This is a genomic window from Micromonospora sp. NPDC048907, assembly GCF_055586885.1.
Map to the genome: position 1 here is coordinate 572,113 of NZ_JBVJHI010000002.1, position 23,488 is coordinate 595,600.

Annotated in this window: 21 protein-coding genes; 14 read left to right on the forward strand and 7 right to left on the reverse strand. The window is 74.9% G+C overall.

The features are described 5' to 3' along the window. The first annotated feature begins 81 nt into the window (after nucleotides 1-81). The 3 genes from ACZ6PY_RS07730 (at nucleotide 82) to ACZ6PY_RS07740 (ending at nucleotide 2,541) form a co-directional block, all read left to right on the forward strand. Nucleotides 82-597, forward strand: a complete 516-nt coding sequence (locus ACZ6PY_RS07730) for a hemerythrin domain-containing protein (protein ID WP_466070177.1) — start codon at nucleotides 82-84, stop codon at nucleotides 595-597. Beyond that, nucleotides 594-1,484 (forward strand): oxidoreductase, encoded by an 891-nt coding sequence (locus tag ACZ6PY_RS07735; protein WP_466070179.1) that lies wholly within the window; start codon nucleotides 594-596, stop codon nucleotides 1,482-1,484. Before ACZ6PY_RS07730 ends, ACZ6PY_RS07735 begins: the two co-directional genes overlap by 4 nt. A 133-nt stretch (nucleotides 1,485-1,617) precedes the next feature. Beyond that, nucleotides 1,618-2,541, forward strand: a complete 924-nt coding sequence (locus tag ACZ6PY_RS07740; RefSeq protein WP_466070181.1) for an LLM class flavin-dependent oxidoreductase — start codon at nucleotides 1,618-1,620, stop codon at nucleotides 2,539-2,541. 51 nt (nucleotides 2,542-2,592) lie between these two features. Here ACZ6PY_RS07740 and ACZ6PY_RS07745 read toward each other — a convergent pair whose 3' ends face one another. After that, complete coding sequence (locus tag ACZ6PY_RS07745; RefSeq protein WP_466070182.1) at nucleotides 2,593-3,117, reverse strand: PadR family transcriptional regulator; 525 nt, start codon at nucleotides 3,115-3,117, stop codon at nucleotides 2,593-2,595. 72 nt (nucleotides 3,118-3,189) lie between these two features. Between ACZ6PY_RS07745 and ACZ6PY_RS07750 the strand changes: the two genes are divergently transcribed. The 3 genes from ACZ6PY_RS07750 to ACZ6PY_RS07760 all read left to right on the forward strand — a co-directional run bounded on the left by ACZ6PY_RS07750 (nucleotide 3,190) and on the right by ACZ6PY_RS07760 (nucleotide 5,576). Then, entirely contained in the window at nucleotides 3,190-3,972 is a 783-nt protein-coding gene (locus ACZ6PY_RS07750; protein WP_466070184.1) for an alpha/beta fold hydrolase, read from the forward strand. Nucleotides 3,973-4,056: 84 nt separating this feature from the next. Further along, on the forward strand, nucleotides 4,057-4,563 hold the full coding sequence (locus tag ACZ6PY_RS07755; RefSeq protein ID WP_466070185.1) for a DinB family protein: 507 nt from the start codon (nucleotides 4,057-4,059) through the stop codon (nucleotides 4,561-4,563). 113 nt (nucleotides 4,564-4,676) lie between these two features. Further along, on the forward strand, nucleotides 4,677-5,576 hold the full coding sequence (locus ACZ6PY_RS07760) for a TIGR01777 family oxidoreductase (protein ID WP_466070187.1): 900 nt from the start codon (nucleotides 4,677-4,679) through the stop codon (nucleotides 5,574-5,576). Nucleotides 5,577-5,599: 23 nt separating this feature from the next. Here ACZ6PY_RS07760 and ACZ6PY_RS07765 read toward each other — a convergent pair whose 3' ends face one another. Then, on the reverse strand, nucleotides 5,600-6,811 hold the full coding sequence (locus tag ACZ6PY_RS07765) for an extracellular catalytic domain type 1 short-chain-length polyhydroxyalkanoate depolymerase (RefSeq protein WP_466070188.1): 1,212 nt from the start codon (nucleotides 6,809-6,811) through the stop codon (nucleotides 5,600-5,602). Between the two features lie 189 nt (nucleotides 6,812-7,000). Here ACZ6PY_RS07765 and ACZ6PY_RS07770 point away from each other — a divergent pair, with 189 nt between their 5' ends. The 4 genes from ACZ6PY_RS07770 to nadE all read left to right on the forward strand — a co-directional run bounded on the left by ACZ6PY_RS07770 (nucleotide 7,001) and on the right by nadE (nucleotide 10,813). Beyond that, nucleotides 7,001-8,818 carry a DUF6311 domain-containing protein gene (locus ACZ6PY_RS07770; protein WP_466070189.1) on the forward strand — a complete coding sequence of 606 codons (1,818 nt, stop codon included), beginning with the start codon at nucleotides 7,001-7,003 and terminating at the stop codon, nucleotides 8,816-8,818. A 103-nt stretch (nucleotides 8,819-8,921) separates the two neighbouring features. Further along, complete coding sequence (lipB, locus tag ACZ6PY_RS07775; protein WP_466070191.1) at nucleotides 8,922-9,569, forward strand: lipoyl(octanoyl) transferase LipB; 648 nt, start codon at nucleotides 8,922-8,924, stop codon at nucleotides 9,567-9,569. 4 nt (nucleotides 9,570-9,573) lie between these two features. Further along, nucleotides 9,574-9,966 carry a VOC family protein gene (locus ACZ6PY_RS07780; protein WP_466070193.1) on the forward strand — a complete coding sequence of 131 codons (393 nt, stop codon included), beginning with the start codon at nucleotides 9,574-9,576 and terminating at the stop codon, nucleotides 9,964-9,966. Nucleotides 9,967-9,988: 22 nt separating this feature from the next. Then, nucleotides 9,989-10,813 (forward strand): ammonia-dependent NAD(+) synthetase, encoded by an 825-nt coding sequence (nadE, locus tag ACZ6PY_RS07785; RefSeq protein WP_466070195.1) that lies wholly within the window; start codon nucleotides 9,989-9,991, stop codon nucleotides 10,811-10,813. Between the two features lie 39 nt (nucleotides 10,814-10,852). Here the strand turns inward: nadE and aspS are convergent, their stop codons facing one another. Beyond that, complete coding sequence (aspS, locus tag ACZ6PY_RS07790) at nucleotides 10,853-12,139, reverse strand: aspartate--tRNA(Asn) ligase (protein WP_466070197.1); 1,287 nt, start codon at nucleotides 12,137-12,139, stop codon at nucleotides 10,853-10,855. 355 nt (nucleotides 12,140-12,494) lie between these two features. On the opposite strand from aspS, the gene lipA reads away from it, so the two are divergent. Next, the gene (gene lipA, locus ACZ6PY_RS07795; protein WP_262282322.1) at nucleotides 12,495-13,541 is read left to right on the forward strand and encodes a lipoyl synthase; all 1,047 of its coding nucleotides are present in this window, start codon (nucleotides 12,495-12,497) and stop codon (nucleotides 13,539-13,541) included. A 59-nt stretch (nucleotides 13,542-13,600) separates the two neighbouring features. Then, nucleotides 13,601-15,442, forward strand: coding sequence for a DUF423 domain-containing protein (locus ACZ6PY_RS07800; RefSeq protein ID WP_466070199.1), 1,842 nt, complete (start codon nucleotides 13,601-13,603; stop codon nucleotides 15,440-15,442). Here the strand turns inward: ACZ6PY_RS07800 and ACZ6PY_RS07805 are convergent. Next, complete coding sequence (locus ACZ6PY_RS07805; RefSeq protein WP_466070200.1) at nucleotides 15,424-18,390, reverse strand: helix-turn-helix transcriptional regulator; 2,967 nt, start codon at nucleotides 18,388-18,390, stop codon at nucleotides 15,424-15,426. The genes ACZ6PY_RS07800 and ACZ6PY_RS07805 overlap by 19 nt on opposite strands. Nucleotides 18,391-18,629: 239 nt before the next feature. After that, nucleotides 18,630-18,800 carry a hypothetical protein gene (locus ACZ6PY_RS07810; protein WP_466070202.1) on the reverse strand — a complete coding sequence of 57 codons (171 nt, stop codon included), beginning with the start codon at nucleotides 18,798-18,800 and terminating at the stop codon, nucleotides 18,630-18,632. 211 nt (nucleotides 18,801-19,011) lie between these two features. Here ACZ6PY_RS07810 and ACZ6PY_RS07815 point away from each other — a divergent pair, with 211 nt between their 5' ends. Further along, nucleotides 19,012-19,701 carry a DUF4191 domain-containing protein gene (locus tag ACZ6PY_RS07815; RefSeq protein ID WP_091268389.1) on the forward strand — a complete coding sequence of 230 codons (690 nt, stop codon included), beginning with the start codon at nucleotides 19,012-19,014 and terminating at the stop codon, nucleotides 19,699-19,701. Between the two features lie 66 nt (nucleotides 19,702-19,767). Here ACZ6PY_RS07815 and ACZ6PY_RS07820 read toward each other — a convergent pair whose 3' ends face one another. Next, the gene (locus ACZ6PY_RS07820; protein ID WP_466070204.1) at nucleotides 19,768-20,178 is read right to left on the reverse strand and encodes an RDD family protein; all 411 of its coding nucleotides are present in this window, start codon (nucleotides 20,176-20,178) and stop codon (nucleotides 19,768-19,770) included. Nucleotides 20,179-20,478: 300 nt separating this feature from the next. Here ACZ6PY_RS07820 and glnA point away from each other — a divergent pair, with 300 nt between their 5' ends. Further along, a complete protein-coding gene (gene glnA, locus ACZ6PY_RS07825) occupies nucleotides 20,479-21,903 on the forward strand; it encodes a type I glutamate--ammonia ligase (RefSeq protein ID WP_466070205.1) in 1,425 nt (474 codons plus the stop codon). 89 nt (nucleotides 21,904-21,992) lie between these two features. On the opposite strand, the gene mptB is transcribed toward glnA, so the two are convergent. Continuing rightward, nucleotides 21,993-23,486: a polyprenol phosphomannose-dependent alpha 1,6 mannosyltransferase MptB gene (gene mptB / locus ACZ6PY_RS07830; protein ID WP_466070207.1), complete on the reverse strand. Its 1,494-nt coding sequence runs from the start codon at nucleotides 23,484-23,486 to the stop codon at nucleotides 21,993-21,995. Nucleotides 23,487-23,488 lie beyond the last annotated feature (2 nt).

Genomic DNA, 23,488 nt, shown 5'->3' on the forward strand with positions numbered 1-23,488 from the left:
TCTAGACTGGCGCGCAGCGTCGCGGTGCACCCGGCACGGAGGCCGCCGTGGGCATGGAGGCGCGGGACAGCAGGGGACCATGTGCACCCATCCCACCCGTCGAGCGGCCGGCTGACCGCCCTCGGCACCCAGTTGATAGAGATCCACCACTGGCTCCGCGAGGAGCTGGCCCGGCTCCGCGCGAGCCTCGACTCCCCCACCGGCGGCGACGCCACCCTGAGCCGGGAGCTGCGCGCGCACTGCGTCGGCTTCTGCGCCGCGCTGGACCGGCACCACACCGGCGAGGACGTCGGCGCGTTCCAGGCCCTGGCCGAGCGGGCGCCCGAGCTGCGTCCCGTGCTCGCCGAACTGAGCGCCGACCACCGGGTGGTCGCCGACCTGCTGCGCCGGATCGACGTCCTGCTCGCCGGCGCGGCCGACGTCCGGACCGTCCGGGCCGAGCTGGACGGGCTGGCGGCGCTGCTGGAGTCGCACTTCAGCTACGAGGAGCGGAAACTGGTCGCCGCGTTGAACCGGCTGGCCGGCGACCCCGTGGAACTGCTCGGCGTCACGCCACCCGGAGACGGGACCATCCTCGAACGGACGGAGACCGCATGACCATCGACACCGTCAACGCCGCCGCGGCGGGCACCTGGCAGCTCGGCGACCGCATCGTCAACCGGATCGGCTTCGGCGCGATGCGGTTGACCGCGAACGCAGACGGCAGCCCCGGTGACCGGGACCGGGCGGTGACGGTGCTGCGCCGCGCGGTCGAGCTGGGCGTCAACCACATCGACACGGCGGCGTTCTACTTCTCGCCGCTGCGCTCGGCCAACGAGCTGATCAACCGGGCGCTGTCGCCGTACCCGGAGGACCTGGTCATCGTCACGAAGGTGGGGCCGGGCCGGGACCCGTCCGGCCAGTGGCTGCCGATGGCCCGACCCGACCAGCTCCGCGGCCAGGTCGAGGAGAACCTGCGCCAGCTCGGCCGGGACCACCTCGACGTGGTCAACCTCCGGGTGTACGGCCCGGAGCCGCTGGCCGAGCACTTCGGCGCGCTCGCCGAGCTGCGCGACGCCGGCCTGATCCGCCACCTCGGCGTCTCCGCCGTGAAGCCGGAGCAGGTCGCCGAGGCGCGCGCCATCGCCCCGGTGGTCTGCGTGCAGAACTCGTGGGGCCTGGGCTACCGCCGGAGCAACGACGCGCTCATCCGGGACTGCGCCGCGCACGGGACCGCGTTCGTGCCGTTCTTCTCGCTCGCCACGAGCGGGCGGGAGGCCGGGGCGAGCGGCGAGGAGCACGGCGAGGTGCACGCGGTGGCCCGGGCACACGGGGTGACCCCGCCGCAGGTCCGGCTGGCCTGGACGCTGCGCCAGGGGCCGAACGTGCTCGCCATCCCGGGCACCGGCAACCCGGCGCACCTGGAGCAGAACGTCGCCGCGGCGGCGCTCCGCCTCACCGACGACGACCTGTCCCGCCTCGACGCCGTCCACCGGGCCGCCTGACCGGGCGGGGCCCCTTCGTGACCCCCGGCGTCGGGAAGGGGCCCCGCCGGTGCGACTCCCGCGGATTCGCCGGTCAGCAGAATCGGCGGGTCCGGGCTGGCCGGGACCGGCGTACCCGGGGAATGCTGGGCCGATGGTGATCTTCTCCGTGCAGTCCGGCCCGACCGACGCGGCGAGCTGGACCGACCTGGCCCGGCGGGTCGAGGCGGCCGGCTTCGACGCGCTGCTGGCCGCCGACCACCCCGGCCACGGCCCGTCGCCGTTCGTGGCGCTCGCGGCCGCGGCGGCGGTGACCTCGACGCTCGGCCTCGGCTCGTACGTCTCGAACGCCGGGCTGCGGGAGCCGATCCTGCTCGCCACGGACGTGGCCACGCTCGACGTGGTCTCCGGCGGCCGGGCCCGGCTCGGCCTGGGCGCCGGACACACCCCGGCCGAGTGGCGGGCCGTCGGGCGCGAGCGCCCCGACGTCGCCGGGCGGGTCCGCCGCTGCGTCGCGGTCGCCGAGGCCGTGCGGGACCTGTTGGCCGGGAACGAGGTCACCGTGGAGACCCCCGAGCTGGCCGCGTACGCCGCCCGGCTGACCGAGCTGCGACCGGTGCGGGACCGGGTCCCGCTCACCATGGGTACGGCCAACTCGACGCTGCTGCGTTGGGCCGGCGCACACGCCGACGTGGTCGGGCTGACCGGCTTCGGGCGTACCCTGGCCGACGGCCACGCCCACGACGTGCGGTGGCGGGCCGACCAGATCGAGGCGCAGCTCGCGCACGTGGCGGCCGGGGCGGCCGGGCGGGACGCGCCGCCCGCGCTGGAGGCCCTGGTCCAGCAGGTGACCGTGACCGACGACGCGGAGGCCGCGGCCGCCGCGATCGCCGCGGACACCGGGCTGTCCGTCGCCGATCTGCTGGCCACCCCGTTCGTGCTGATCGGCACCGCGGACGAGATCGTGGCGGCCGTCGCCGAGCACCGGCGCCGCTGGGGGATCAGCCGCTTCGTGGTCCGCGCCGGCGCCGTCGACGCCCTGGCGCCGCTGCTCCCCCGCCTGGCCGCCATCGCCTGACCAGCCCCGGCCCGCCGGCATTCCGGGCCGGTCGCCGCGACACCCGGGCGCTCAGGCGTCGAGATCCGCGAGCGTCTCCCGCAGCCACGCCAGCTCGGTGCGGGTTGTCGCGGTCGCGATGGTGAACAGACCCCGCCGGAACGGGTCGTCGAAGTCGGCGGCGCGCAGCGGCCGGTCGCCGTCCCAGAAGAAGCTGGCCGGTTGGGTGAGGAAGGTCAGGCGCCGCCGCAGGACCGCCGCCTGGGCCGCCGGGTCGTCGAGGTGACGCAGGAACGCGAGCAGGGTGAACCACCGGTTCTCGTCGGTGATGAACAGGTCCTCGGGCTCACGCAGCCGGTCGAGCAGGGCCTGGCGGCCGGCGGTGGTCAGCGACAGCACCTGTCGCGGCGCGGCCACCTGACCGGGTTGGAGCTCGCGGGTCAGCAGCCCGGCCGCCTCCAGGCGCTTGAGCAGCGGGTAGAGCGTGCCGTCGGCGATCGGGCGCACGTGCCCGGTCAGGACGGCGATGCGCTTTCGCAGGTCGTAGCCGTGCAGCTGGTCGTCGTAGAGGAAGCCGAGAACCGCGAGTTCCAACATGATCCAGATCATACCCCCCTTCCGATATACCCTCTTGCCTGGATACCTCGTGTAAGAGGTATCTTCCTGGCCATGCATAGCGCGACAGTCACCCCGGACGGTTCCCGGATCCGCTGGGCCGAGATCCCCGGCACCGAACCCACCCGCGTCTACCTGCACGGGCTCGGCGCCAGCTCCGCCCCCTACTACGCCGAAGCCGTCGCGCACCCCGCCCTGGCCGGGCACCGCTCACTGCTCATGGACCTGCTGGGCTTCGGCATCAGCGACCGGCCGGCGCACGCGGCGTACACCCTGGACCTGCACGCGGACCTGCTGGCCCACGCGCTGGACCGGGCCGCGGTGACGGACGCCGACGTGATCGCGCACAGCATGGGCGGCGCCGTAGCGGTCCTGCTGGCGGCGCGCCACCCCCGGTTGGTACGCCGCCTCGTGCTCGTCGATCCCGCCCTCGACGCACCGGAGACGCTGCCGACGACCAAGCGGCCGGGCAGCTCGGGCATCGGCGTCTACCACACCGAGCAGGACTTCCTGGACCACGGCTGGGACGAGACGATGGCGTTCGTCGGGCCGGAGTGGGCGGCCACGATGCGGCTGGCCGGACGGGAGGCGCTCTACCGCACGGCCATGAGCCTGCTGCGCGGCACGACCCCGGGCGTGCGCGAGGAACTGGAACGGCTGGCCGTGCCGCGCACGGTGCTGTATCCGGCGGCCGACGGGCCGCGGTCCGACGCGAACCGGCTGGCCGCCGCGGGTGTCGACGCGGTGGCGATTCCGGACTGCGGCCACAACATCATGGTCGACAACCCGGCGCGGTTCGCCCTGGCCGTGGCGGCCGCACTGGCCGGCCGGGACTGACCGGCACCGGCGGTTGCCGCACGGCGCGGCCGGGCCGCCGCGGCCGCCCCCCAGCGACGGTCGAACGCGCGTACGATCCGGCCAATGATCGATGAACGGTTCGCGCTGCCGGCCACCGTGGACGAACGCACCCTGCTGGAGACCTTCCTGGACTTCCAGCGGGACGCGCTGGTCCGCAAGTGCGCCGACCTCACCGACGCGCAGCTGCGCCTGCGGCCGGTGCCCTCGTCCGGCCTGTCCCTGATCGGCCTGGTCCGGCACCTGGCCACCGTGGAGCGGTGGTATTTCCAGGCGGTGCTCGCCGAGGCCTCCCCCGGCGACCTCTACGACCTCACCGACGATCCGGACGCCCCGTTCACCGCCGTCGCGGAGGCCACCGGCGCGGAGACCTTCGCGCTCTGGCGGGCGGAGGTGGCCGCCTCGCGGCGGATCACCGCCGAGCGCCCGCTGGACGCGGTCGGCCGCAACCCCGGCACCGGGAAAGTGCACTCCCTGCGCTGGGTTCTCGCGCACATGGTCGACGAGTACGCCCGCCACCTGGGGCACGCCGACATCCTGCGGGAGGCGATCGACGGCCGGACCGGGGAGTGAGGCGGATTCACCCACGAGAGCCGCCGCGAGGTCGGCGGGCGGGAGTCGGGAACGACGAGTGAGTGATTCCGCTCAACGCATCCGGGCCGGCGTCCGTATCCGAAGATATGCCCATGCGGATCCTCATGGCCGGAGTCTCCGGTTTCCTCGGCACCCGACTGGTCGACCGACTCACCGCGGACGGGCACCAGGTCACCCGCCTGGTCCGCCGCGCGCCGCGCACGCCTGACGAGCGGCGCTGGAACCCGTCCGCCGCGCAGCTCGACCCGCAGGTGGTGGCCGACGCCGACGCGGTGGTGAACCTGGCCGGCGCGGGGGTGGGCGACAAGCGCTGGAACGACGCGTACAAGGGCCTGATCCGGTCCAGCCGGGTGGACAGCACCACCACGCTGGCGATCACCATCGCCGGGCTGCCCGCCGCCGACCGGCCCGCCGTGCTGCTCAACTCCTCCGCCGTCGGCTGGTACGGCAACACCGGCGACCGGACGGTCGAGGAGGACTCGCCGGCCGGCGAGGGCTTCCTGGCCGACGTCTGCCGGGTGTGGGAGGCGGCCACCCGCCCGGCCGAGGACGCCGGCGCCCGGGTGGTGCGGCTGCGCACCGGGCTGCCGCTGCACCGCGACGGCGGAGCGCTCAAACCGCAGCTGCTGCCGTTCCGGCTGGGCGTCGGCGGCAAGCTGGGCAACGGCCGGCAGTGGCTGCCGTGGATCTCGCTGCGGGACTGGCTGGACGCGGTGACCTTCCTGCTGGCCCGCGACGACCTCGCCGGCCCGGTCAACGTGGTCGGTCCGGCTCCGGTCACCAACGCCGAGTTCACCCGGGAACTGGCCCGCCAGCTGCACCGGCCGGCGATCATGCCGATCCCGGCGGTGGCCCTGAAGGTCGCCCTGGGCGGTTTCGCCCACGAGGCGCTCACCAGCACCCGGGTGCTGCCCGGCGTGCTCGGCAAGGCCGGCTTCGCCTGGACCCACCCGGACCTGGCGGGCGCGCTGCACGCCGCCCTCACCGACTGAGCCGGTGAGGGCGGCGGCTCCGGTCAGCAGCCGATGACCCAGTAGGCGGGGCCGGTCTGCTTGAGGGTGCTGGTGTAGAAGGTGTTGTAGAGGCCCATCCGCTGGTTGCTGCCCAGCGCGTAGGCGTAGCCGCCGGACTGGTAGGCGCGGCCGGCCGTGACGTGCGCGTAGTTGCTCGCGGTGACGCAGACCGGGGCGGTGGTCGGGGTCGGGGTCGGCGACGCGGTCGCCGTCGGGGTCGGGCTGGGCGTGCCGCCCCCGCCGTTCAGGCCGAAGAAGAGCGCGTCGCGGTAGGTCGAGCAGATGGTGTCCAGGAAGTACGCCCCGGCGGTGCCGCACTGGTCGGCCGCCGAGCCCGGGTCGACCGGGGTGCCGTGGCCCATGCCGGAGACCCGGTAGAGCCGCACCTGGTCGCTGCCGTAGACCTCCATGCTCGTGCCCGCCGGCAGCGAGGCGGTGCTGCTCGGGGTCTGCGGGACGCCCAGCACGTTGGTCCACTGGTCCCGCGACTCGGCGGCGTTCAGTGGCGCGACGGTGGTGTCCGAGGTGCCGTGCCAGATGGCCACCCGGGGGCGCTTGCCGGTGTAGCCGGGGTAGGCGTTGCGGACCAGGTCGCCCCACTGTGCCGGGGTCTTGTCCACGCCGGGGTTCATGCAGGTGAAGGCGTTGGTCATGCTGGTGGCGCAGCGGTAGGGCAGGCCGGCGACGACCGAGCCGGCGGCGAACACGTCCGGGTAGGTGGCGAGCATGACGGCGCTCATCGCCCCGCCGCCGGACAGGCCGCTGACGAAGACCCGGCTCCCGTCGGTGCCGTAGGTGGACCGGGCGTAGTCCACCATCTGCTTGATCGAGAGCGCCTCGCCCTGGCCCCGGGCGGTGTCCCCGGTCTCGAACCAGTTGAAGCAGGAGTTCGCGTTGTTCGCCGAGGGCTGCTGCGGCACGATCAGCGCAAACTTCCACTGGTCGGCGTACTTCTGCCAGCCGGAGTTGGTGAAGTAGGTCGAGGCGTTCTGGGTGCAGCCGTGCAGCAGCACGACGGCCGGGGCGTTGGCCGGCAGGCCGTCCGGGCGGTAGGCGTACATGGCCAGGTTGCCGGGGTTCGAGCCGAAGCCGGTGACCTGGGTGAGCGTGGCGGCCTGTGCGGGCAGCGCGGCGGCGAGAACGGCGGCCGCGGCCAGCACGACCCCGGCCGCCACCCCGGCCAGGCGGGTGAGAAGGGATGAGGAACGGCGCACGGCGACCTCCTGACGACGAATTGTGAACTGGGTCACCTTCGAGTTGCCGCGACGTTACGTCCGTGTTTCGCGCCGCCGGAATGGCCGCGGTTCACACATTCACGGACGCCGAAGTGTGCGGACGAGGCCGTCCCCACCGGGTTTCGTGTCTGACCGGCGGGTCCAGGTCCGGTTGGTAACGTCCGCTGCGTGCCGTCCTCCCCGTCCCTGGCCACCGGCCCGTCGACCGCGCCCGCCACCCGGAACCGGCGCGCCGACCTGGTGCTGGTGCTCGCCGCGGTGGCCCTGGCCCTCTGGGTGACCAGCGGGATGTGGCGGGACCCGAACACCCGCACGATCACCGTGAACTCCAGCGACCAGGCGCTCTTCGAGTGGCTGCTGGCCTTCGGCGGGCACGCCGTGACCCACGGGGAGAACCCGCTCTTCACCCACCTGATCAACGTGCCGGACGGGGTGAACCTCGCGGTCAACACCTCGATCACCGCGTACGCGGTGGTCTTCGCGCCGCTGACGTACCTGATCGGGCCGCCCGCGACGTTCCTGGTGATCCTCACGCTCAACCTGGCCGCCACCGCGGTGGCCTGGTACTGGCTGCTCAGCCGGCAGCTGGTCGCCAGCCGGCTGGCCGCCGGGGTGGGCGCGCTCTTCATCGCCTACTGCCCGGCCATGGTGTCGCACGCCAACGCGCACCTGAACTGGACCGCCGGCTGGCTGGTGCCGCTGCTGATCTGGGGCGTGCTCCGGCTGCGCCGCCCCGGGCGCGCGGTCGCCGGCGGCGTCGTGCTCGGCGTGCTGGTGGCGGTCGCCTTCTCGATCGCCGCCGAGGGGCTCTTCTTCACGGCGCTGGCGCTCGCCCTGTTCCTGCTGGTGTGGGCGCTGCACCCGGCACGCCGGGCCGAGGCGCGGGCCGCGCTGCCGAACTTCCTGCGCGGGCTCGGCGTGACCGCGCTCGTCTCCGCGGTGCTGCTGGCGTACCCGCTGTGGCTGCACTTCGCCGGGCCGCAGCGGTTCCACGGCACCGGCTTCGACCCGCTCATCCACTCCGAGGACATCGCCGCCTTCGGGTCGTATCCCCGCCGGTCGCTGGCCGGCTGGGCCGGACTGGGCACCTCGCTGGCGCCCAACCCGACCGAGGAGAACTCCTTCTTCGGCATCCCGCTGCTGCTGCTCGCCGTGGCCTGCTTCGTCCTGCTCCGGCGCCGCGCCGACCGGGCGTTCCGGGCCACGCTCACCGCGCTCGCCGTGACCGCGCTGGTCTTCGCCGTGCTCTCCTGGGGCCCCACGGCCAAGTGGAACGGCCACCGCACCGACCAGCTGCTGCCGTTCGGGGTGCTGGACAACCTGCCGGTGATCAACGCGGCGCTGCCGTCCCGGCTCGCCCTGGTGGTGGCCCCGGTGATCGGGCTGCTGCTGGCGTACGCGGTCGACTCGCTGCGCGCCCGGCCGCCCCGGCACCGCTCCACCGAGCTGGCCTGGGCGCTCGGCTTCGCCGCCGCGCTGCTGCCGCTGCTGCCCACCCCGCTGCTGACCAGCGTCCGGGAGCCGGTGCCGGCGTTCATCACCACCGGCGCCTGGCAGCGCTACGTCTCCCCCGGTGGGGTGCTCACCCCGCTGCCGCTGACCGTGGACATCTATCCCGACGGCCAGCGCTGGCAGGCGTACGCCCTGGCGCACCGGCAGGGCGAGTTCCGCATCCCGGCCGGCTTCTTCCTCGGCCCGGGCGGGCCGGACGGCCGGGGCCGGATCGGGCCCGTCCCGCGCACCTTCAGCGCGCTCATGGACCAGGCCGGCCGGACCGGGCTGGTGCCGATCATCACCGACGGCAGCATCCGGGAGGCCCGGGCCGACCTGCGTTACTGGCGGGTCGAGACGGTGGTGCTGGCCGACCGGGTGCACGGGGCGAAGTTCGACGTCGACGAGGAGGCGGTGCGGCGTACCGCCACGGCCCTGCTCGGCCCGCCCGAACGGGTCGAGGACGTCTGGGTCTGGCGGGTGCCGCCGGCCTGACGGCGACCGGTCACTCCGGCGCCCGCAACCGCGGGCCGCGCTCGTCGCGCTCGCGACGAGGCTCACACGGTGCCGCCCGGCACGGCGGGACTAGGCTGGACAGGTGAGCGTGACGACTTCCGGGCTGACCGCCGTCCGTGCCGGCCTGATCGACTACCGGGCCGCCTGGGACGAGCAGCGCCGGGTGCACGAGGCCGTGGTGGCCGGCGAGCAGGGCGACACCGTGCTGCTGCTGGAGCACCCCAGCGTCTACACCGCCGGCAAGCGGACCGAGCCGTGGGACCGGCCCATGGACGGCACCCCGGTGGTCGACGTGGACCGCGGCGGCAAGATCACCTGGCACGGCCCCGGGCAGCTGGTCGGCTACCCGATCGTCCGGCTGCCCGACCCGGTCGACGTGGTCGCGTACGTCCGGCGCACCGAGCAGCTGCTGATCGACGTCTGCGCCGAGTTCGGGCTGGCCGCCGGCCGGGTCGAGGGGCGCAGCGGCGTCTGGGTGCCGGAGGACGACCGGGGGCCGGCCCGCAAGGTCGCCGCCATCGGCATCCGGGTGGCCCGGGGCGTGACCCTGCACGGCTTCGCGATCAACTGCGACTGCGACCTCAGCCACTACGACCGGATCGTGCCGTGCGGCATCCGCGACGCCGGGGTCACCTCGCTCACCGCCGAACTGGGCCGCCCCGTCACGGTCGCCGACGTGCTGCCGGTGGTCGAGCGGCACCTGCCGACCCTGGTCGCGGTCCAGGACTGACCGGGTGCGGATCGACCTCGTCACCCTCGTCGTCGCCGAGTACGACCCGGCGATCACCTTCTTCACCGAGGTACTCGGTTTCGAGCTGGTGGAGGACAAGCCCTCGCTGACCAACGACGGCCGGCCGAAGCGCTGGGTGGTCGTCCGCCCGCCGGGCGGCGGGACCGGGCTGCTGCTGGCCCGCGCCGACGGTGAGCGGCAGGCGGCCGCGGTGGGCGACCAGACCCACGGCCGGGTCGGCTTCTTCCTCCAGGTCGACGACTTCGACGCCACGTACCGGCGGATGGTCGAGGCGAAGGTCGAGTTCGTCAAGCCCCCGCGCACCGAGCCGTACGGGCGGGTCGCCGTGTTCCGCGACCTCGCCGGCAACCCCTGGGACCTGCTCGGTCCCGCCTGACGAGGAGAGGACCCCACCCCCGATGACCGACGTGATGTCGACCCAGCAACGGATCGCCGAGGAGTTGCGGGTGCCGGCGACCTTCGACGCCGCCGAGGAGATCGAGCGCCGCGTCGTCTTCCTCGCCGACCGCCTGGTCGACACCGGCCTCACCACGCTGGTCCTGGGCATCAGCGGCGGCGTCGACTCGACCACCGCCGGCCGGCTCTGCCAGCTCGCCGCGGAACGGGCCCGCGCCGCCGGCCACCCGGCCGTCTTCGTCGCCATGCGGCTGCCCTACGGCGTGCAGGCCGACGAGCACCACGCCCAGACCGCGCTGGAGTTCATCCGTCCCGACCGGGTGCTCACGGTCGACGTCAAGCCGGCCGCCGACGCCGCCCTGGCCGCGCTGGTCGCCGGCGGCCTGACCTTCCGCGACGCCGCGCAGCAGGACTTCGTGCTCGGCAACGTCAAGGCCCGGCAGCGCATGATCGCCCAGTACGCGGTGGCCGGCGCGGAGGGCGGGCTGGTGGTCGGCACCGACCACGCCGCCGAGGCGGTCACCGGCTTCTTCACCAAGCACGGCGACGGCGCGGCGGACCTGGTCCCGCTGACCGGGCTCACCAAGCGGCGGGTGCGGGCGCTGGCCGCGGCGCTCGGCGCCCCCGCCGAGCTGGTCGGCAAGGCGCCCACGGCCGACCTGGAGACCCTGGCGCCGGGCAAGCTCGACGAGGACGCGCTCGGCCTGGCGTACGAGCACATCGACGACTACCTGGAGGGCCGGCCGGTCCCCGCGGAGGTGGAGGCGGCGCTGGTGGCCCGCTACCGCGCCACCGAGCACAAGCGCCAGCTTCCGATCGCGCCCTGACCGGGTCGAGGGGCGGGGACGGCCCCGCCCCTCGGCTGGTCACGGCGTCAGACGGTGCAGGTCGCGCGGGAAGGCGGTCACCTCCCGCACGTTGGCCGCGCCGGTGAGCCGGGCGACGAAGCGCTCCAGCCCGATGGCGAAGCCCCCGTGCGGCGGCATGCCGTGGCGGAACGCGTCCACGTAGCCGGCGTACGGCTCGACCGGCTCGCCGCGGGCGGCCAGGGCGGCGAGGTAGTCCTCGTACCGGTGCAGCCGCTGCCCGCCGGTGACCAGCTCCATCCCCCGGAACAGCAGGTCGAAGCCGTTGGAGTGGGCCGGCCGCGCCGGGTCCGGGTGGGTGTAGAACGGCCGCTTCGCCATCGGGTACCCGGTGACGAAGAGGAAGTCCGAGCCGTGCTCGCGGAGCGCCCACTCCCCCAGCGCCCGCTCGTGCGCGGGGGCGAGGTCCGGCTCGTCGGCCGGCGCGCCGGCGATCTTCAGCGCCTCGGTGAAGTGCACGTCGGGGACCTCGGCGGGCACCTCGGGCAGGGTGAGCCCGAGGGTGGCGACGGCCGCGCCGGCCCGCGCCGCGACCGCGGCCAGCATCCCGGCCACGGTGTCCCGCAGCGCGGCCATCACGTCCCGGTGGTCGGCCACGAAGCCCAGCTCGACGTCGAGCGACGTGTACTGGGCGAGGTGCCGGACGGTGTCGTGCGGCTCGGCGCGGAACACCGGCCCGACCTCGTAGACCCGCTCGAAGACGCCGACCATGAGCTGCTTGTAGAACTGCGGCGACTGGGCCAGGTACGCGGGCCGGCCGAACCAGTCCAGCGCGAACACGTTCGCCCCGCTCTCGGTGGACGAGGCGACCACCTTCGGCGTGTGGACCTCCACGAACCCGCGGGCGTCCAGGCTGGCCCGGAAGCCGGCGACCGCCGCCGCCGAGATCCGCAGCGCGGCGGAGCGGGTCGGGTGGCGCAGCGCGGTCGGCGCGTGGTCGAGCTGGGTGGGCAGGGTGGCGGTGAGCGCCGGCCGGTACAGGTCGAACGGCGGCGGGACGGCGGGCGGGCCGAGCGGGCGTACCGTCGGCTCGGCCAGCTCGACCCCGGCGGGCGCGGTGGCGTTCGCGACCACCGTGCCGGTGACCTCGACGACGGTCTCCTCGGGGAGCGACTCGACGGCCGCGCGCACGGCGGGGTCGGTGACCACCACCTGGGCCAGGCCGGCGGCGTCCCGGACGATCAGGAAGGCCACCGACTTGAGCAGCCGGCGGCGGTGCACCCAGCCGGCGATCCGCACGGTCGCGCCGACATGGGGGCTGAGCTGGGAGGACAGGATGCGTTGCACGGCGGTTACCTCCTTGGTCAATCGCAACGCGATCCCCGGGAGGTGTGGGCGAGCGGGAGCCTCGCGGTGCCACCACACCTTCGCTCCCGCGAAGCGGGAGCCTCGTTCGTCGCCTTTTCACCGGGGCCAGCCGGGCGGGTTCTACTGGGCGCGGACGCCGTTCTTCCCACAGCTCGGGAGGGTCTTCGCGGGCCGGCGCCAGACCGCCTTCCAGCATTTCGGCGGCTCTCTGCGCTGGCGGATCGGCTCGCTACTCGGCTCCGTCGCAGCTCTGCCGGGCACGCTAGCACCCTTCCCCGGCCCGGTGTGACGGGGTTTTCTGGTCGCTCGTGTCCGGTGTCACAACGTTCGGGGCGTGACGCCCGTCGCCCGACGTTCATCGACCGCCGCCGACCGGCGTAGGCTCGGTTTCGTGACGATCGAGCACTCCGCGCCGACGACCGAGCAGGCAGCGCCAACCGCGACTGTTGCACCTGAGGGGCGGCGCATGCTGCGGATCGAGGCGCGCAACGCCGAGACGCCGATCGAGCGCAAGCCGCCGTGGATCAAGGTCAAGGCCAAGATGGGCCCGGAGTACACCCAGCTGCGCGGGCTCGTCTCGCGCGAGGGGCTGCACACCGTCTGCCAGGAGGCCGGCTGCCCCAACATCTACGAGTGCTGGGAGGACCGGGAGGCCACCTTCCTCATCGGCGGCGACCAGTGCACCCGGCGCTGCGACTTTTGCCAGATCGACACCGGCAAGCCCGCCGAGTTCGACGCCGACGAGCCCCGCCGCGTCGCCGAGTCGGTGGCCGCGATGGGCCTGCGCTACGCCACCATCACCGGCGTGGCCCGCGACGACCTGCCCGACGGCGGCGCCTGGCTCTACGCCGAGACGGTCCGGCAGATCCACGCCCTCCAGTCCGGCTGCGGCGTCGAGCTGCTGATCCCCGACTTCAACGCGGTGCCCGAGCAGCTCGCCGAGGTGTTCGGCGCCCGGCCCGAGGTGCTGGCGCACAACGTGGAGACCGTGCCGCGGATCTTCAAGCGGATCCGCCCCGCGTTCCGCTACGAGCGCTCCCTCGATGTGATCCGCCAGGCCCGCGCCGCCGGCCTGGTCACCAAGAGCAATCTGATCCTCGGCATGGGCGAGGAGCGGGCCGAGGTCTCCCAGGCGCTGCGCGACCTGCACGAGGCCGGCTGCGAGCTGATCACCATCACCCAGTACCTGCGCCCCTCCCCCCGGCACCACCCGGTCACCCGCTGGGTCAAGCCGGAGGAGTTCGTCGAGCTGCGCGAGGAGGCCGAGGAGATCGGCTTCGCCGGCGTGATGAGCGGTCCGCTGGTCCGCTCGTCGTACCGGGCCGGGCGGCTCTACCAGCAGGCGCTCGCCGCCCGCGACGAGGTCGTCGCCGCCGGCTGAGGCCGGCCGTCCACCGCGTCACCCACCGCCGGCACCCGCCGGATGCCATGATCCCAGGGATGACCGCCGGGGTACGCCAGGAGCCGCGCGAGGCCACCCGCCCGCGCACGCCCCGGCGTCCCCGGCTGCCGGCACTGCTCGCCCTGCTCGCCCTGCTGGTCGGGCTGGCCGGGGTCGGCTACCGGCTGGCGCTGCTGCTCGCCGACGCGCCGCCCAGCAACAGCGACGAGGCGACCATGGGGCTGGCCGCCCTGCACATCGCCCGCGGCGCGGACTTCCCGGTCTGGTTCTACGGCCAGGCGTACATGGGCACGCTGGAGGCGTACCTGGCCGCGCCGCTGGTCGCCCTGGCCGGGCCCTCGGTGCTGGCCCTGCGGCTGCCCACCCTGGCGCTCTACGCCCTATTCCTCGCCCTGTCCTGGCGGCTCACCCGCCGGCTCGGCGGCGACCGCTGGTACGCCCTGCTGGTCGTCGGCTTCCTCGCGCTCGGCTCGGACCGGGTGGTGAAGAACCAGCTCATCGCCGGGGGCGGCTACCCGGAGCTGAACCCGGCCGGAGTGGCGCTGGCGCTGCTCACCGTGGGGCTGTGCGCCGGCGGGTCGGGCGCGCGGCGGCCCGGTCGGCCAGCCGCGAGCCGGCCGGCCGCGCGGCTGTCCCGCTGGGCGGGCTGGGGGTTCGTCTCCGGGCTGCTGCTCTGGGTCGACCCGCTCATCCTGCCGTTCGTGCTGGCCCTCGGCGCGGTGCTGGTCGGGCGGCGCCGGCGCGAGCTGGCCGGGCGGGCCGGGGCGGCCCTGGCCGGCGGACTGCTGCTGGGCGCGGCGCCCATGCTGCTCGACAGCCTCCGGCACGGCCGCAACCCGCTCGCCGCCGTGCTGGCCGCCGGCGGCGCCGACGCGCCGGCGAGCTGGGCCGAACGCCTGCACGGCGGACTGGTGCTCGGGCCGCCGCTGGCCATGGGCTTCTGCTCCCCCGGCCGCTGCGCCGGATGGCAGCTGTGGTGGGCCCCGGCCTTCCTCATCCTGCTCGCCCTCGCCACGGGCGCCGCCTGGCGCGCCCTCCGCCGGCCCCGCCCACCCGCGGATCTTGGACACTTCCTGTTCGCTGCGAACGACAGCTGTCCAAGATCCGGCGACGATCCCGCCGGCGCGACGGAGCGGCGAGTCTCGGCGGCCGTGCGGCTCGCGCTGCTCGCCGGGGCGGCGGCGGTGCTGGCGGCCTACACGGCGAGCAGCGCGGCCGGGCGGACTCCGATCGAGAGCGCCCGGTACCTGTCGGTTCTGGCGGTCGCCACGCCCGCACTGCTCTGGCCGCTCTGGTCCGCCGCCCGCCGGGCCGGCCTCTGGCCCCCACCCGCCGAGCCACCCCACCGGCCCGGGCACCACCTCGGCAAGCCGGCGGGGCTCGGGCCGCCCGCTGTGCGCCAGGTCGGTGAACTGGGGTCGGTCGGCTGTGGCGCAGGCGGCCGCATGCGGACCCGGGCGGCCGGGGTGGCGGCGGTCGCGGTGCTGGCCGGGATGCTGGGCACCGGGGCGGTCACGACGGCGGGTGCGATCGGCACCGTACCGGCCACCCACGCGGAGGCCGACCGGCACCGGATGCTCGTCGACGCCCTCGGCGACCTGAACCTGCGCCACGTCCGCGCCGGCTACTGGACCTGCAACCGGCTCGCCTTCGCCTCCGGCGAGGAGGTGCGCTGCGCGGTGGTCGACGACGACCTGCGCCCCGGATTCGACCGGCTGCCCGGATACCGGCGGGCGGTGGACGACGATCCGGGCGCGGCCTGGGTGGCCCCGGCCGGATCGCCGCTGGCGGCCCGGCTGGACGGGCGGCTCGGACCCGGCCCGGACGGGCTCCGGGTGGTCGACGTCCCCGGCTGGCGGATCTACCTGCCCCGCCGCTGAGTCGGCGTGGCGGGTGGCGCCGGGTCGAGCAGCCCGAGGCGGTGGGCCAGCGCGGCGGCCTCCACCCGGTTGGTCACGTCCAGCTTCGCGATGATCCGGGACACGTGCACGCTCGCCGTCTTCGGCGAGATGAACAGCCGCTCGGCGATCCGGCTGTTGCTGTGCCCCTCGGCGACCAGCCGGAGCACCTCCTGCTCCCGGCTGGTCAGCAGGTCCGGGCCGGGCCGGCCGGCGCCCCGCAGCCCGACCCGCCGGGCCAGGGTGGCCGCCTGCTCCCCCAGCGGAGCGGCGCCGAGCGCGGTGGCGATGTCCGCGGCCTCGCGGACGGCGGCGGCCACCTCGTCCCGCTCGCCGGCCGCCGCGGCGGCCTCGGCCAGCGCGAGCAGCGCCCGGCCCAGCGGGTACGGCTGCCCCACCGCCCGCCACTCCGCCACGGCCGCCCGCCAGGCCGGCAGCACCCCGCCCGGCCGCCCGTCCGGTGCGAGGGGCGGGCCGACACCGCCGTCGGCGGCGGGGGTGACACCGGTGAGGATCGCGGTGACCTGGGCGGCGTGCGCCTGCTCCGCCGGGAAGCGGGCGGGCAGCGCGGCGGCCACCGCGGCCACCGCGGCGGCAAGCTCGGCGTCACCGACGAGCGCCGCGGCGCGGGCCGCCGCGCTGAGCACCGGCCAGCCCTCCCGGGGCAGGTCGACCAGGCGCTCGTCGGCCAGGGCGGCCCGGCTCGCGGCGAGCGCGGCCACCTTGTCGTCCGCCGCCAGGGCCGCCTCGACGCGCAGTTCGTGCAGCGGCAGCCGGTGGTTCGGCCACAGGTAGGGCCGGGCCAGGAACGCCAGCGCCCGGCCGACCACCTCGTCGGCGGCGGGATGCGCGCGGGCCAGCCGCAGACCGGCCCGGAGCTGGAGCCAGTGCAGCCCGGAGACACCCGGCGGGTCGATCCGGGCCGCCTCGGCGCAGGCCGCGTCGGCCTCGTCCCAGCGGCCCAGCGCGATCAGCGCCTCGGCCCGGTTCGACAGCAGGTACGCCCCGGTGGAGCGGCTGATCCCCACCCGCCGCGCCTCGCTCACGCCGGCCGCGGCGGCCTCCTCGCTCTCGGCGTAGCGGCCCAGCTCGTAGAGCACGTCGGAGAGGTACACCAGCGCGCTGACCAGCGCCGGCGCGTTGCCGGTGGCCCGGGCGAGGGCCTCGGCCCGGCGCAGCTCGGCCAGGCCCAGGTCGGGGACCCGGTCGGTGCGGCAGAGCAGGGCGATCCGGGTGGGCAGCAGGGCCACGTCCTCGCCGATCGCCTCGGCCGCGGCCATCGCCTCGTCGGCCACCGAGGCGGCCTGCGCAGGGTCGATCTTGACCAGGTGCGCCGCGATGTCGGCGAGCAGCCGCACCCGCTCCGGCGCGTCCGCGAGCCCGCCCGCCAGCCGGTACGCCTCGCGCACCTCGGCGGTGCCGTCGCTCTTGCCGAGCAGGGCGAGCAGCCGGCCCCGCCGGTGGAGCAGGCGGGCGGCGCGCAGCGGCTCGGCGGTGGTGTCGACCTCGGCCAGCCCGGCCCGGGTCAGGGTCAGCGCCCGGCTGTAGTCGCCGGCCGTGGTCGCCGCCGCCAGGGTCTCCTCCAGCACCCGCAGGTGGTCCATGCCGAGGCGGTCGGCGGCGTCGGGCACCAGCTCCCACAGTTCGAGGACCCGTTCCAGCAGCCGGCTCTGCTCGGCGTACGCGTACCGGTCGCCCGCCGCGCCGGCGGCCTCCCGGGCGGCGAGCAGCGCGCGCGGGTGGTCGTGCGCCGCGTACCAGTGGTGGGCGATCTCGGCCGGGGCACGGCCGGCGGCCACCAGGTGCGGCTGCGCCTCGATGGCCGCGGCGTACCGGGCGTGCAGCCGGGCGTGCTCGCCGGGGAGCAGGTCGTCGTGGACGGCCTCGCGCACGAGCGCGTGCCGGAACTCGTAGTCGCCGTCCGGGTCGGCCACCACGAGCTGGCCGGCCACGGCGGCGCGCAGCGCGTCCTCCAGCTCGTTCTCCGGCAGGCCGGCCACCTCGGCGAGCAGCTGGTGGGCGAAGCGGGTGCCACCGGCCGCGGCGATCCGCAGCACCCGCTGGGCCGGCTCGGGCAGCCGGTCCACCCGGGCCAGCAGCAGGTCGCGCAGCGTCTCCGGGAGCACCGCGCAGCCGACCGGGTCACCGGCCGCGGCCAGCTCCTCGATGAAGAACGGATTGCCCTGGGTACGCCCGTGCACGTCGTCGACGGCGCGCGGCGCCGGCTCGACGCCGAGCAGGTCGGCGAGGACGGCGGCGGTGCCGTCCCGGTCCAGCCGGCCCACCTCGACCCGGCTCACGCCCCGGGCCCGGTCCAGCTCGGCGAGGAAGGGGCGCAGCGGGTGGCCGCGGTGCAGCTCGTCGGTGCGGTAGGTGCAGACCAGCAGCAGACGGGTGGACCGGGCGGCCCGGACCAGGAAGTCGATCAGGTCCCGGGTGGACCGGTCGGCCCAGTGCAGGTCCTCGATGAGCAGCACCAGCGGCCGCTCCTCGGCGAGCCGCCGGAACAGGTCGGCGACCAGGTCGAACAGGTACCCGCGCGGGGTGTCGGAGACGGGCAGCCCGATCGGCGCGGCGGCCCCGGCCGGCACCCGGGCCAGCTCGGGCAGCAGCCGGGCGAACTCCGCCTCGTAGCCGGCGAAGGCGGCCGGGCCGTCGTTACGCAGCACGTCGCGCAGGGCGGCGGCGAACGGCGCGAAGGGCAGGCCGGCCTCGCCGAGTTCCAGGCACTGGCCGATGAGCAGCCGCGCCCCGGTCGAGGTGGCGTGCGCCCCGAACTCCTCCAGCAGCCGGGTCTTGCCGACCCCGGCCTCGCCGCCCACCAGGACGGTCGCCGGGTCCCCGGCCCGGGCCCGGCCGAGCGCCTCGCGCAGCCCGGTCAGCTCGGACTGGCGGCCGACGAGGACGGTGCTGGCGGCGCGTGGGGTCACGCCGTCGAGCATGCCATGGCGTACGCCGGCGCCGTCCCGGCCGACCGGCCGGTTCCCCGCCGGCCCGGCCGCCCCCGTGACGGCCGGACCGGCGTGCGCGGAATTCGCCCCGGCCGCACCACTCCGGTCGGGAACGGCCGGACCGGCGTGCGCGGAACCCGCCCCGGGCGCACCGGGTGGCCCGGTCCGGTCCGGGGCGGGCGGTGCGGCGCTCGGGTGCGCCGGCAGCGCCGGGGCGGTCACCGGCGGGCGTCGGAGACGCGGGCGTTGTGCTGCCGGCGGCCCAGCCAACCGCGCGGGTGGCGGCGGGGCAGGGACCGGGCGAGCCGGTCGCGGGCCGCGTCGGCCTGCAGCTCGGAGGCGTGGCTGCGGTGGATGGTGAGGAGCAGGTCTGCGTCGTTGCCGAACATCTCGGTTCTCCTTGGTGCGGTGTCTGTCGCTGTCGACACTGACTTTCCGCGCGAAGGTGCCCCCGGGGCATGGGTGCGCTGCCTGATCTTCGGCCGTTCCCCCTCCTTACCCGGGGGCCTCAGCGGCCCGGCAGCGACGTAAGGTACTCAGCCGCGGCGGAGAGGCGGCCACGGATCAACCGGCTGCGCGGCGACCACTAGACTCTGCGGCATGGCAAAGCCCCAGGAGAAGGTCTCGTTCGGCCAGCGGCTGAAGCAGATCGGGATGGTGTTCCAGTTCACCGCCAAGCAGGACCGGTGGTTCGCGCCGCTGACCGCGGCGGCGGTGCTGATCCCGCTCGCGCTCACCGTGGTGGCGGTGCTCCTCTGGGGCTGGATCTGGCTGCCGATCGGCATCCTGTTCATCCTGCTCGCCGTGCTGATCGTGCTCAACCTGCGGTCCAACAAGGCGATGATGAACGCGGCCGAGGGGCAGCCCGGCGCGGCGGCCCAGATCATGGAGAGCATGCGCGGCGACTGGCGGGTCACGCCGGCGGTCAGCTCCACCACCCAGATGGACATGGTGCACCTGGTGATCGGCCGGCCGGGCGTGATCCTGCTGGCCGAGGGGAACCCGCAGCGGGTGCGCGGCCTGCTCGGGCAGGAGAAGCGCCGGCTGGCCAAGGTGATCGGCTCCGCGCCGCTGCACGACTACGTGATCGGCCAGGGCGAGGGCGAGCTGCCGATCCGCAAGCTGCGGATGACGCTGATGCGGCTGCCCCGCAGCCTCGCCCCGAAGGACGTCAACGCCCTCGACAAGCGGCTCAAGGCGCTCACCGCCCGCCCGCAGATGCCCAAGGGCGCGATCCCGAAGAACATGCGGCCGCCGCGGGGCGCGTTCCGCCAGACCCGGGGTCGCTGACCCCCGTCGTACGCGAGAAGGAGCCGGTCCCGCGCGGGGCCGGCTCCTTCGTCGTGCGGGCCGGGGTCAGCGGCGGGCGGCGCGCGGGGCGTCGGCGATGACCGACCCGGTGAGCCGGTCGTGCAGGCCGCGCCGCTTCTCGTCCATGATCAGAGCGGGCACCACGACGGCCAGCAGCACGCCGCGCAGCAGCGCCCGGACCAGCCCGATCCGGCCCCCGTCGGCCCAGGACAGGCAGCGGATCCGGGTGAGGTACATGCCGGGGGTCTGGGCGAAGAGGCCGAGGAAGAAGCCGTACTCCAGGATCAGCACCAGGACCGGGGCCCAGCCGTCCCGGACCGGGTTGGCGAAGATGTTGGCGATCAGCAGGCAGAGCAGCCAGTCGACGAGCAGCGCGCCGAAGCGGCGGCCGAGGGTCGGGGGCGTGAAGGTCGGGTCCGTGGCGGGCGGCACCGGCACGGCGGCGGTATCGGTCACAGCGGCCAGGGTAGCCAGCGGCCCGCGTGGTGGCGGGAGCGCCGCGGCGGGCAGGGGTGGGGGTCACTGCCCGGTACGGCGGTTCGGCGCCCAGCGGGGAACAGGACCAAACCGCGCAGACGGCGACAGACCGGCGCAGCGGGGAGGGTCGGAGCCGCGTGCCGGAGGCGGCTGAGCGGCCCGGATGACGCTCCGCGAGGGACGTAACACGGCGGAAACAGACGAGACACGGCCGGGCAACCCCGCGGCCATAGCGTCGCCAGGAAGACAGCGACCGGAGTGGACCCGCCAGGAGGACCTGTGTTCGCCAATCCCGAGGAACTGCTGCGTTACCTCGCCAACGAGGACGTGAAGTTCGTCGACGTACGTTTCTGTGACCTGCCCGGCGTGATGCAGCACTTCAACCTGCCGGTGGAGTCCGTCGACGACAGCCTGTTCACCGACGGCCTCGCGTTCGACGGCTCGTCGATCCGCGGCTTCCAGGCGATTCATGAGTCGGACATGCTGTTGCTGCCCGATGTCGCGACCGCGTTCATCGACCCGTTCCGGGCGCAGAAGACCCTGGCGTTGAACTTCTTCATCCACGACCCGTTCACCCGTGAGGCGTACTCGCGGGACCCGCGCAACGTGGCGAAGAAGGCCGAGGCGTTCCTCGCCGCCAGCGGGATCGCCGACACCGCCTACTTCGGCGCCGAGGCGGAGTTCTACATCTTCGACTCCATCCGCCACGAAACCTCCGCCCACCAGTCGTTCTACTACATCGACTCGATCGAGGGCGCCTGGAACTCCGGCCGCGACGAGCCCGGCGGCAACCGGGGCTACAAGACCGCCTACAAGGGCGGCTACTTCCCCGTCCCGCCGGTGGACCACTACGCCGACCTGCGCGACAGCATCGTGCGTCGCCTGGTCGACACCGGCTTCACCGTCGAGCGTTCCCACCACGAGGTCGGCACCGCCGGCCAATCGGAGATCAACTACAAGTTCTCCACCCTGCTGCACTCCGCCGACCAACTCCAGCTGTTCAAGTACATCGTCAAGAACGAAACCTGGGCCAACGGCAAAACCGCCACCTTCATGCCCAAGCCCCTGTTCGGCGACAACGGCTCCGGCATGCACACCCACCAGAGCCTCTGGCTCAACGGCGAACCCCTGTTCTACGACGAGACCGGCTACGCCGGCCTGTCCGACACCGCCCGCTGGTACATCGGCGGCCTGCTGCACCACGCCCCCTCGCTGCTGGCCTTCACCAACCCGACGGTCAACTCCTACCGCCGGCTCGTGCCCGGCTTCGAAGCCCCGGTCAACCTGGTGTACTCGCAGCGCAACCGCTCCGCCTGCACCCGCATCCCGGTCACCGGCAGCAACCCCAAGGCCAAGCGCGTCGAGTTCCGCGTCCCGGATCCGTCGAGCAACCCGTACCTGGCGTTCTCGGCGATGATGATGGCCGGCCTCGACGGCATCAAGAACAAGACCGAACCGCCGGCGCCGATCGACAAGGACCTGTACGACCTGCCGCCGGAGGAATGGGGCGACGTCAAGCAGGTGCCGGGCTCGCTGCCGGAGGTGCTCGACGCCCTGGAGGCCGACCACGACTACCTGCTCGACGGCGGCGTGTTCACCCCCGACCTGATCTCCACCTGGGTGTCGTGGAAGCGGGCCAACGAGGTCGACCCCGTCCGCCTGCGCCCGACCCCGCACGAGTTCGCCATGTACTTCGACTGCTGAGTTCCACACGACGCGACACGCTCCACAGCACCGGCCGGGCCGGCTCCGCGACAGCGGGGCCGGCCCGGCCGGTTCGCGTGGGCACCGGCTCAGCGGGTGCGGCGGGTTCGGAGCACGGTCATCACCACGACCGCCACCACCAGCGCGGTCATGAGGATCGCCCCGGGCGCCTTGGTGAACCGGGCCAGGTTGGTGCCGTCGGGCAGCGCGAGCAGGGAGGCCACCGCGCAGGGCGCCACGAACCACACCGTCCGGGCCACGGCGGTCGTCGCCACCGCGAGCAGGGCGAGCGGCCACGTCGCGTACCAGGGGTGGAAGACCGGAGCGAGCAGCACGGTGGCGGCCAGCGCCAGTCCGGCGCCGGTCAGGGCCACCCGGGGCCGGGCGGCGGCCAGGCGCGCCGCCCGCTGCTGGACGTCGCCCAGCCGGCGCAAGTCCGTCCAGGCCCGCCACCAGAAAATCACCAGCAGCACGGCGAGCACGGCGAGCGCGACCGCGCGCACCACCGGTACGGCCTGCGGATCCCGGCCGGCCAGGCCGCCCGCGTAGTCGACCACCAGACCGACCGCGGTTGGTGGGGACGTCCACTGCTCGGAGTCGCCGCTGTGGGCCAGACCCCGCACCCAGCCGAGACCCAGGCCCGTGGCCAGGCTGGTGATCGCCAGCGTGGCCAGCACGCCCCCGGCCAGCCACCCGCCGTCGCGCAGCAGCGCGCGCCAGGTGTAGCGGCCCGGCACGGCGGCCAGCACCGCGAACGGCAGCACCACCACGGCGACCGCCTTCACGGCCACGGCCAGCCCGAACAGCACCCCGGCGAGGACCAGCGCCCGCGGCCGGCCGGGCCGGCGGACCAGCACCAGCAGGCCGAACAGCAGCAGCCCGAGGCCCACGGCGTCGTTGTGCGCGCCGGCCACCAGGTGCACCCCGACCAGCGGGCAGGCCAGCGCCAGCCACGCCGCCCGCCGGGTGGGCACCCCGACGGCCCGGGCCAGCCCGGGCAGGCAGAGCGCCGCCAGCAGCACCCCGGCCAGGGCCACCACGCGCAGCAGCACGATCGCGCCGACCAGGCCGCCCCCGAGCAGCACGGCCAGGCCGGCGAGCAGCACGAAGAACGGCCCGTACGGGGCCGGAGTGTCCCGCCAGATCGGCGACACGCTCCCCGCCCACGGGCAGCCGGCCGCCGCCACACCGACCCGGTACGGATCGGCGCCGTGCGTCCAGGACCAGCCCTGGCAGGCGTACGAGTAGACGTCCCGGCTGCCGAGCGGCGGCGCGGCCAGCAGCGGGAGCAGCCAGAGCCCGGCGGTCACGTACGCCCACCGGCCCGACGGGGCGCCCCAGCGCAGCGACCACCAGGCCCCGACCAGCAGCACCGTGCCGACCAGCCAGCAGCCGAGCACCGCCGGCCCGTGCGGGGCGCGCCAGGCGTCGCCGAGGCTGGTCACGGCGGGGGTGTCGGGCAGCGCGCCGCCGAGCCAGCCGGCGACGGTCAGCAGCACGGCGCCGGCGAGTCCGGCGTACCGGGCGACCGCGGCGGCCACCGGCCGGACCGGTCCGTCGGGCAGCGCGCCGGGCTCGCTCACCG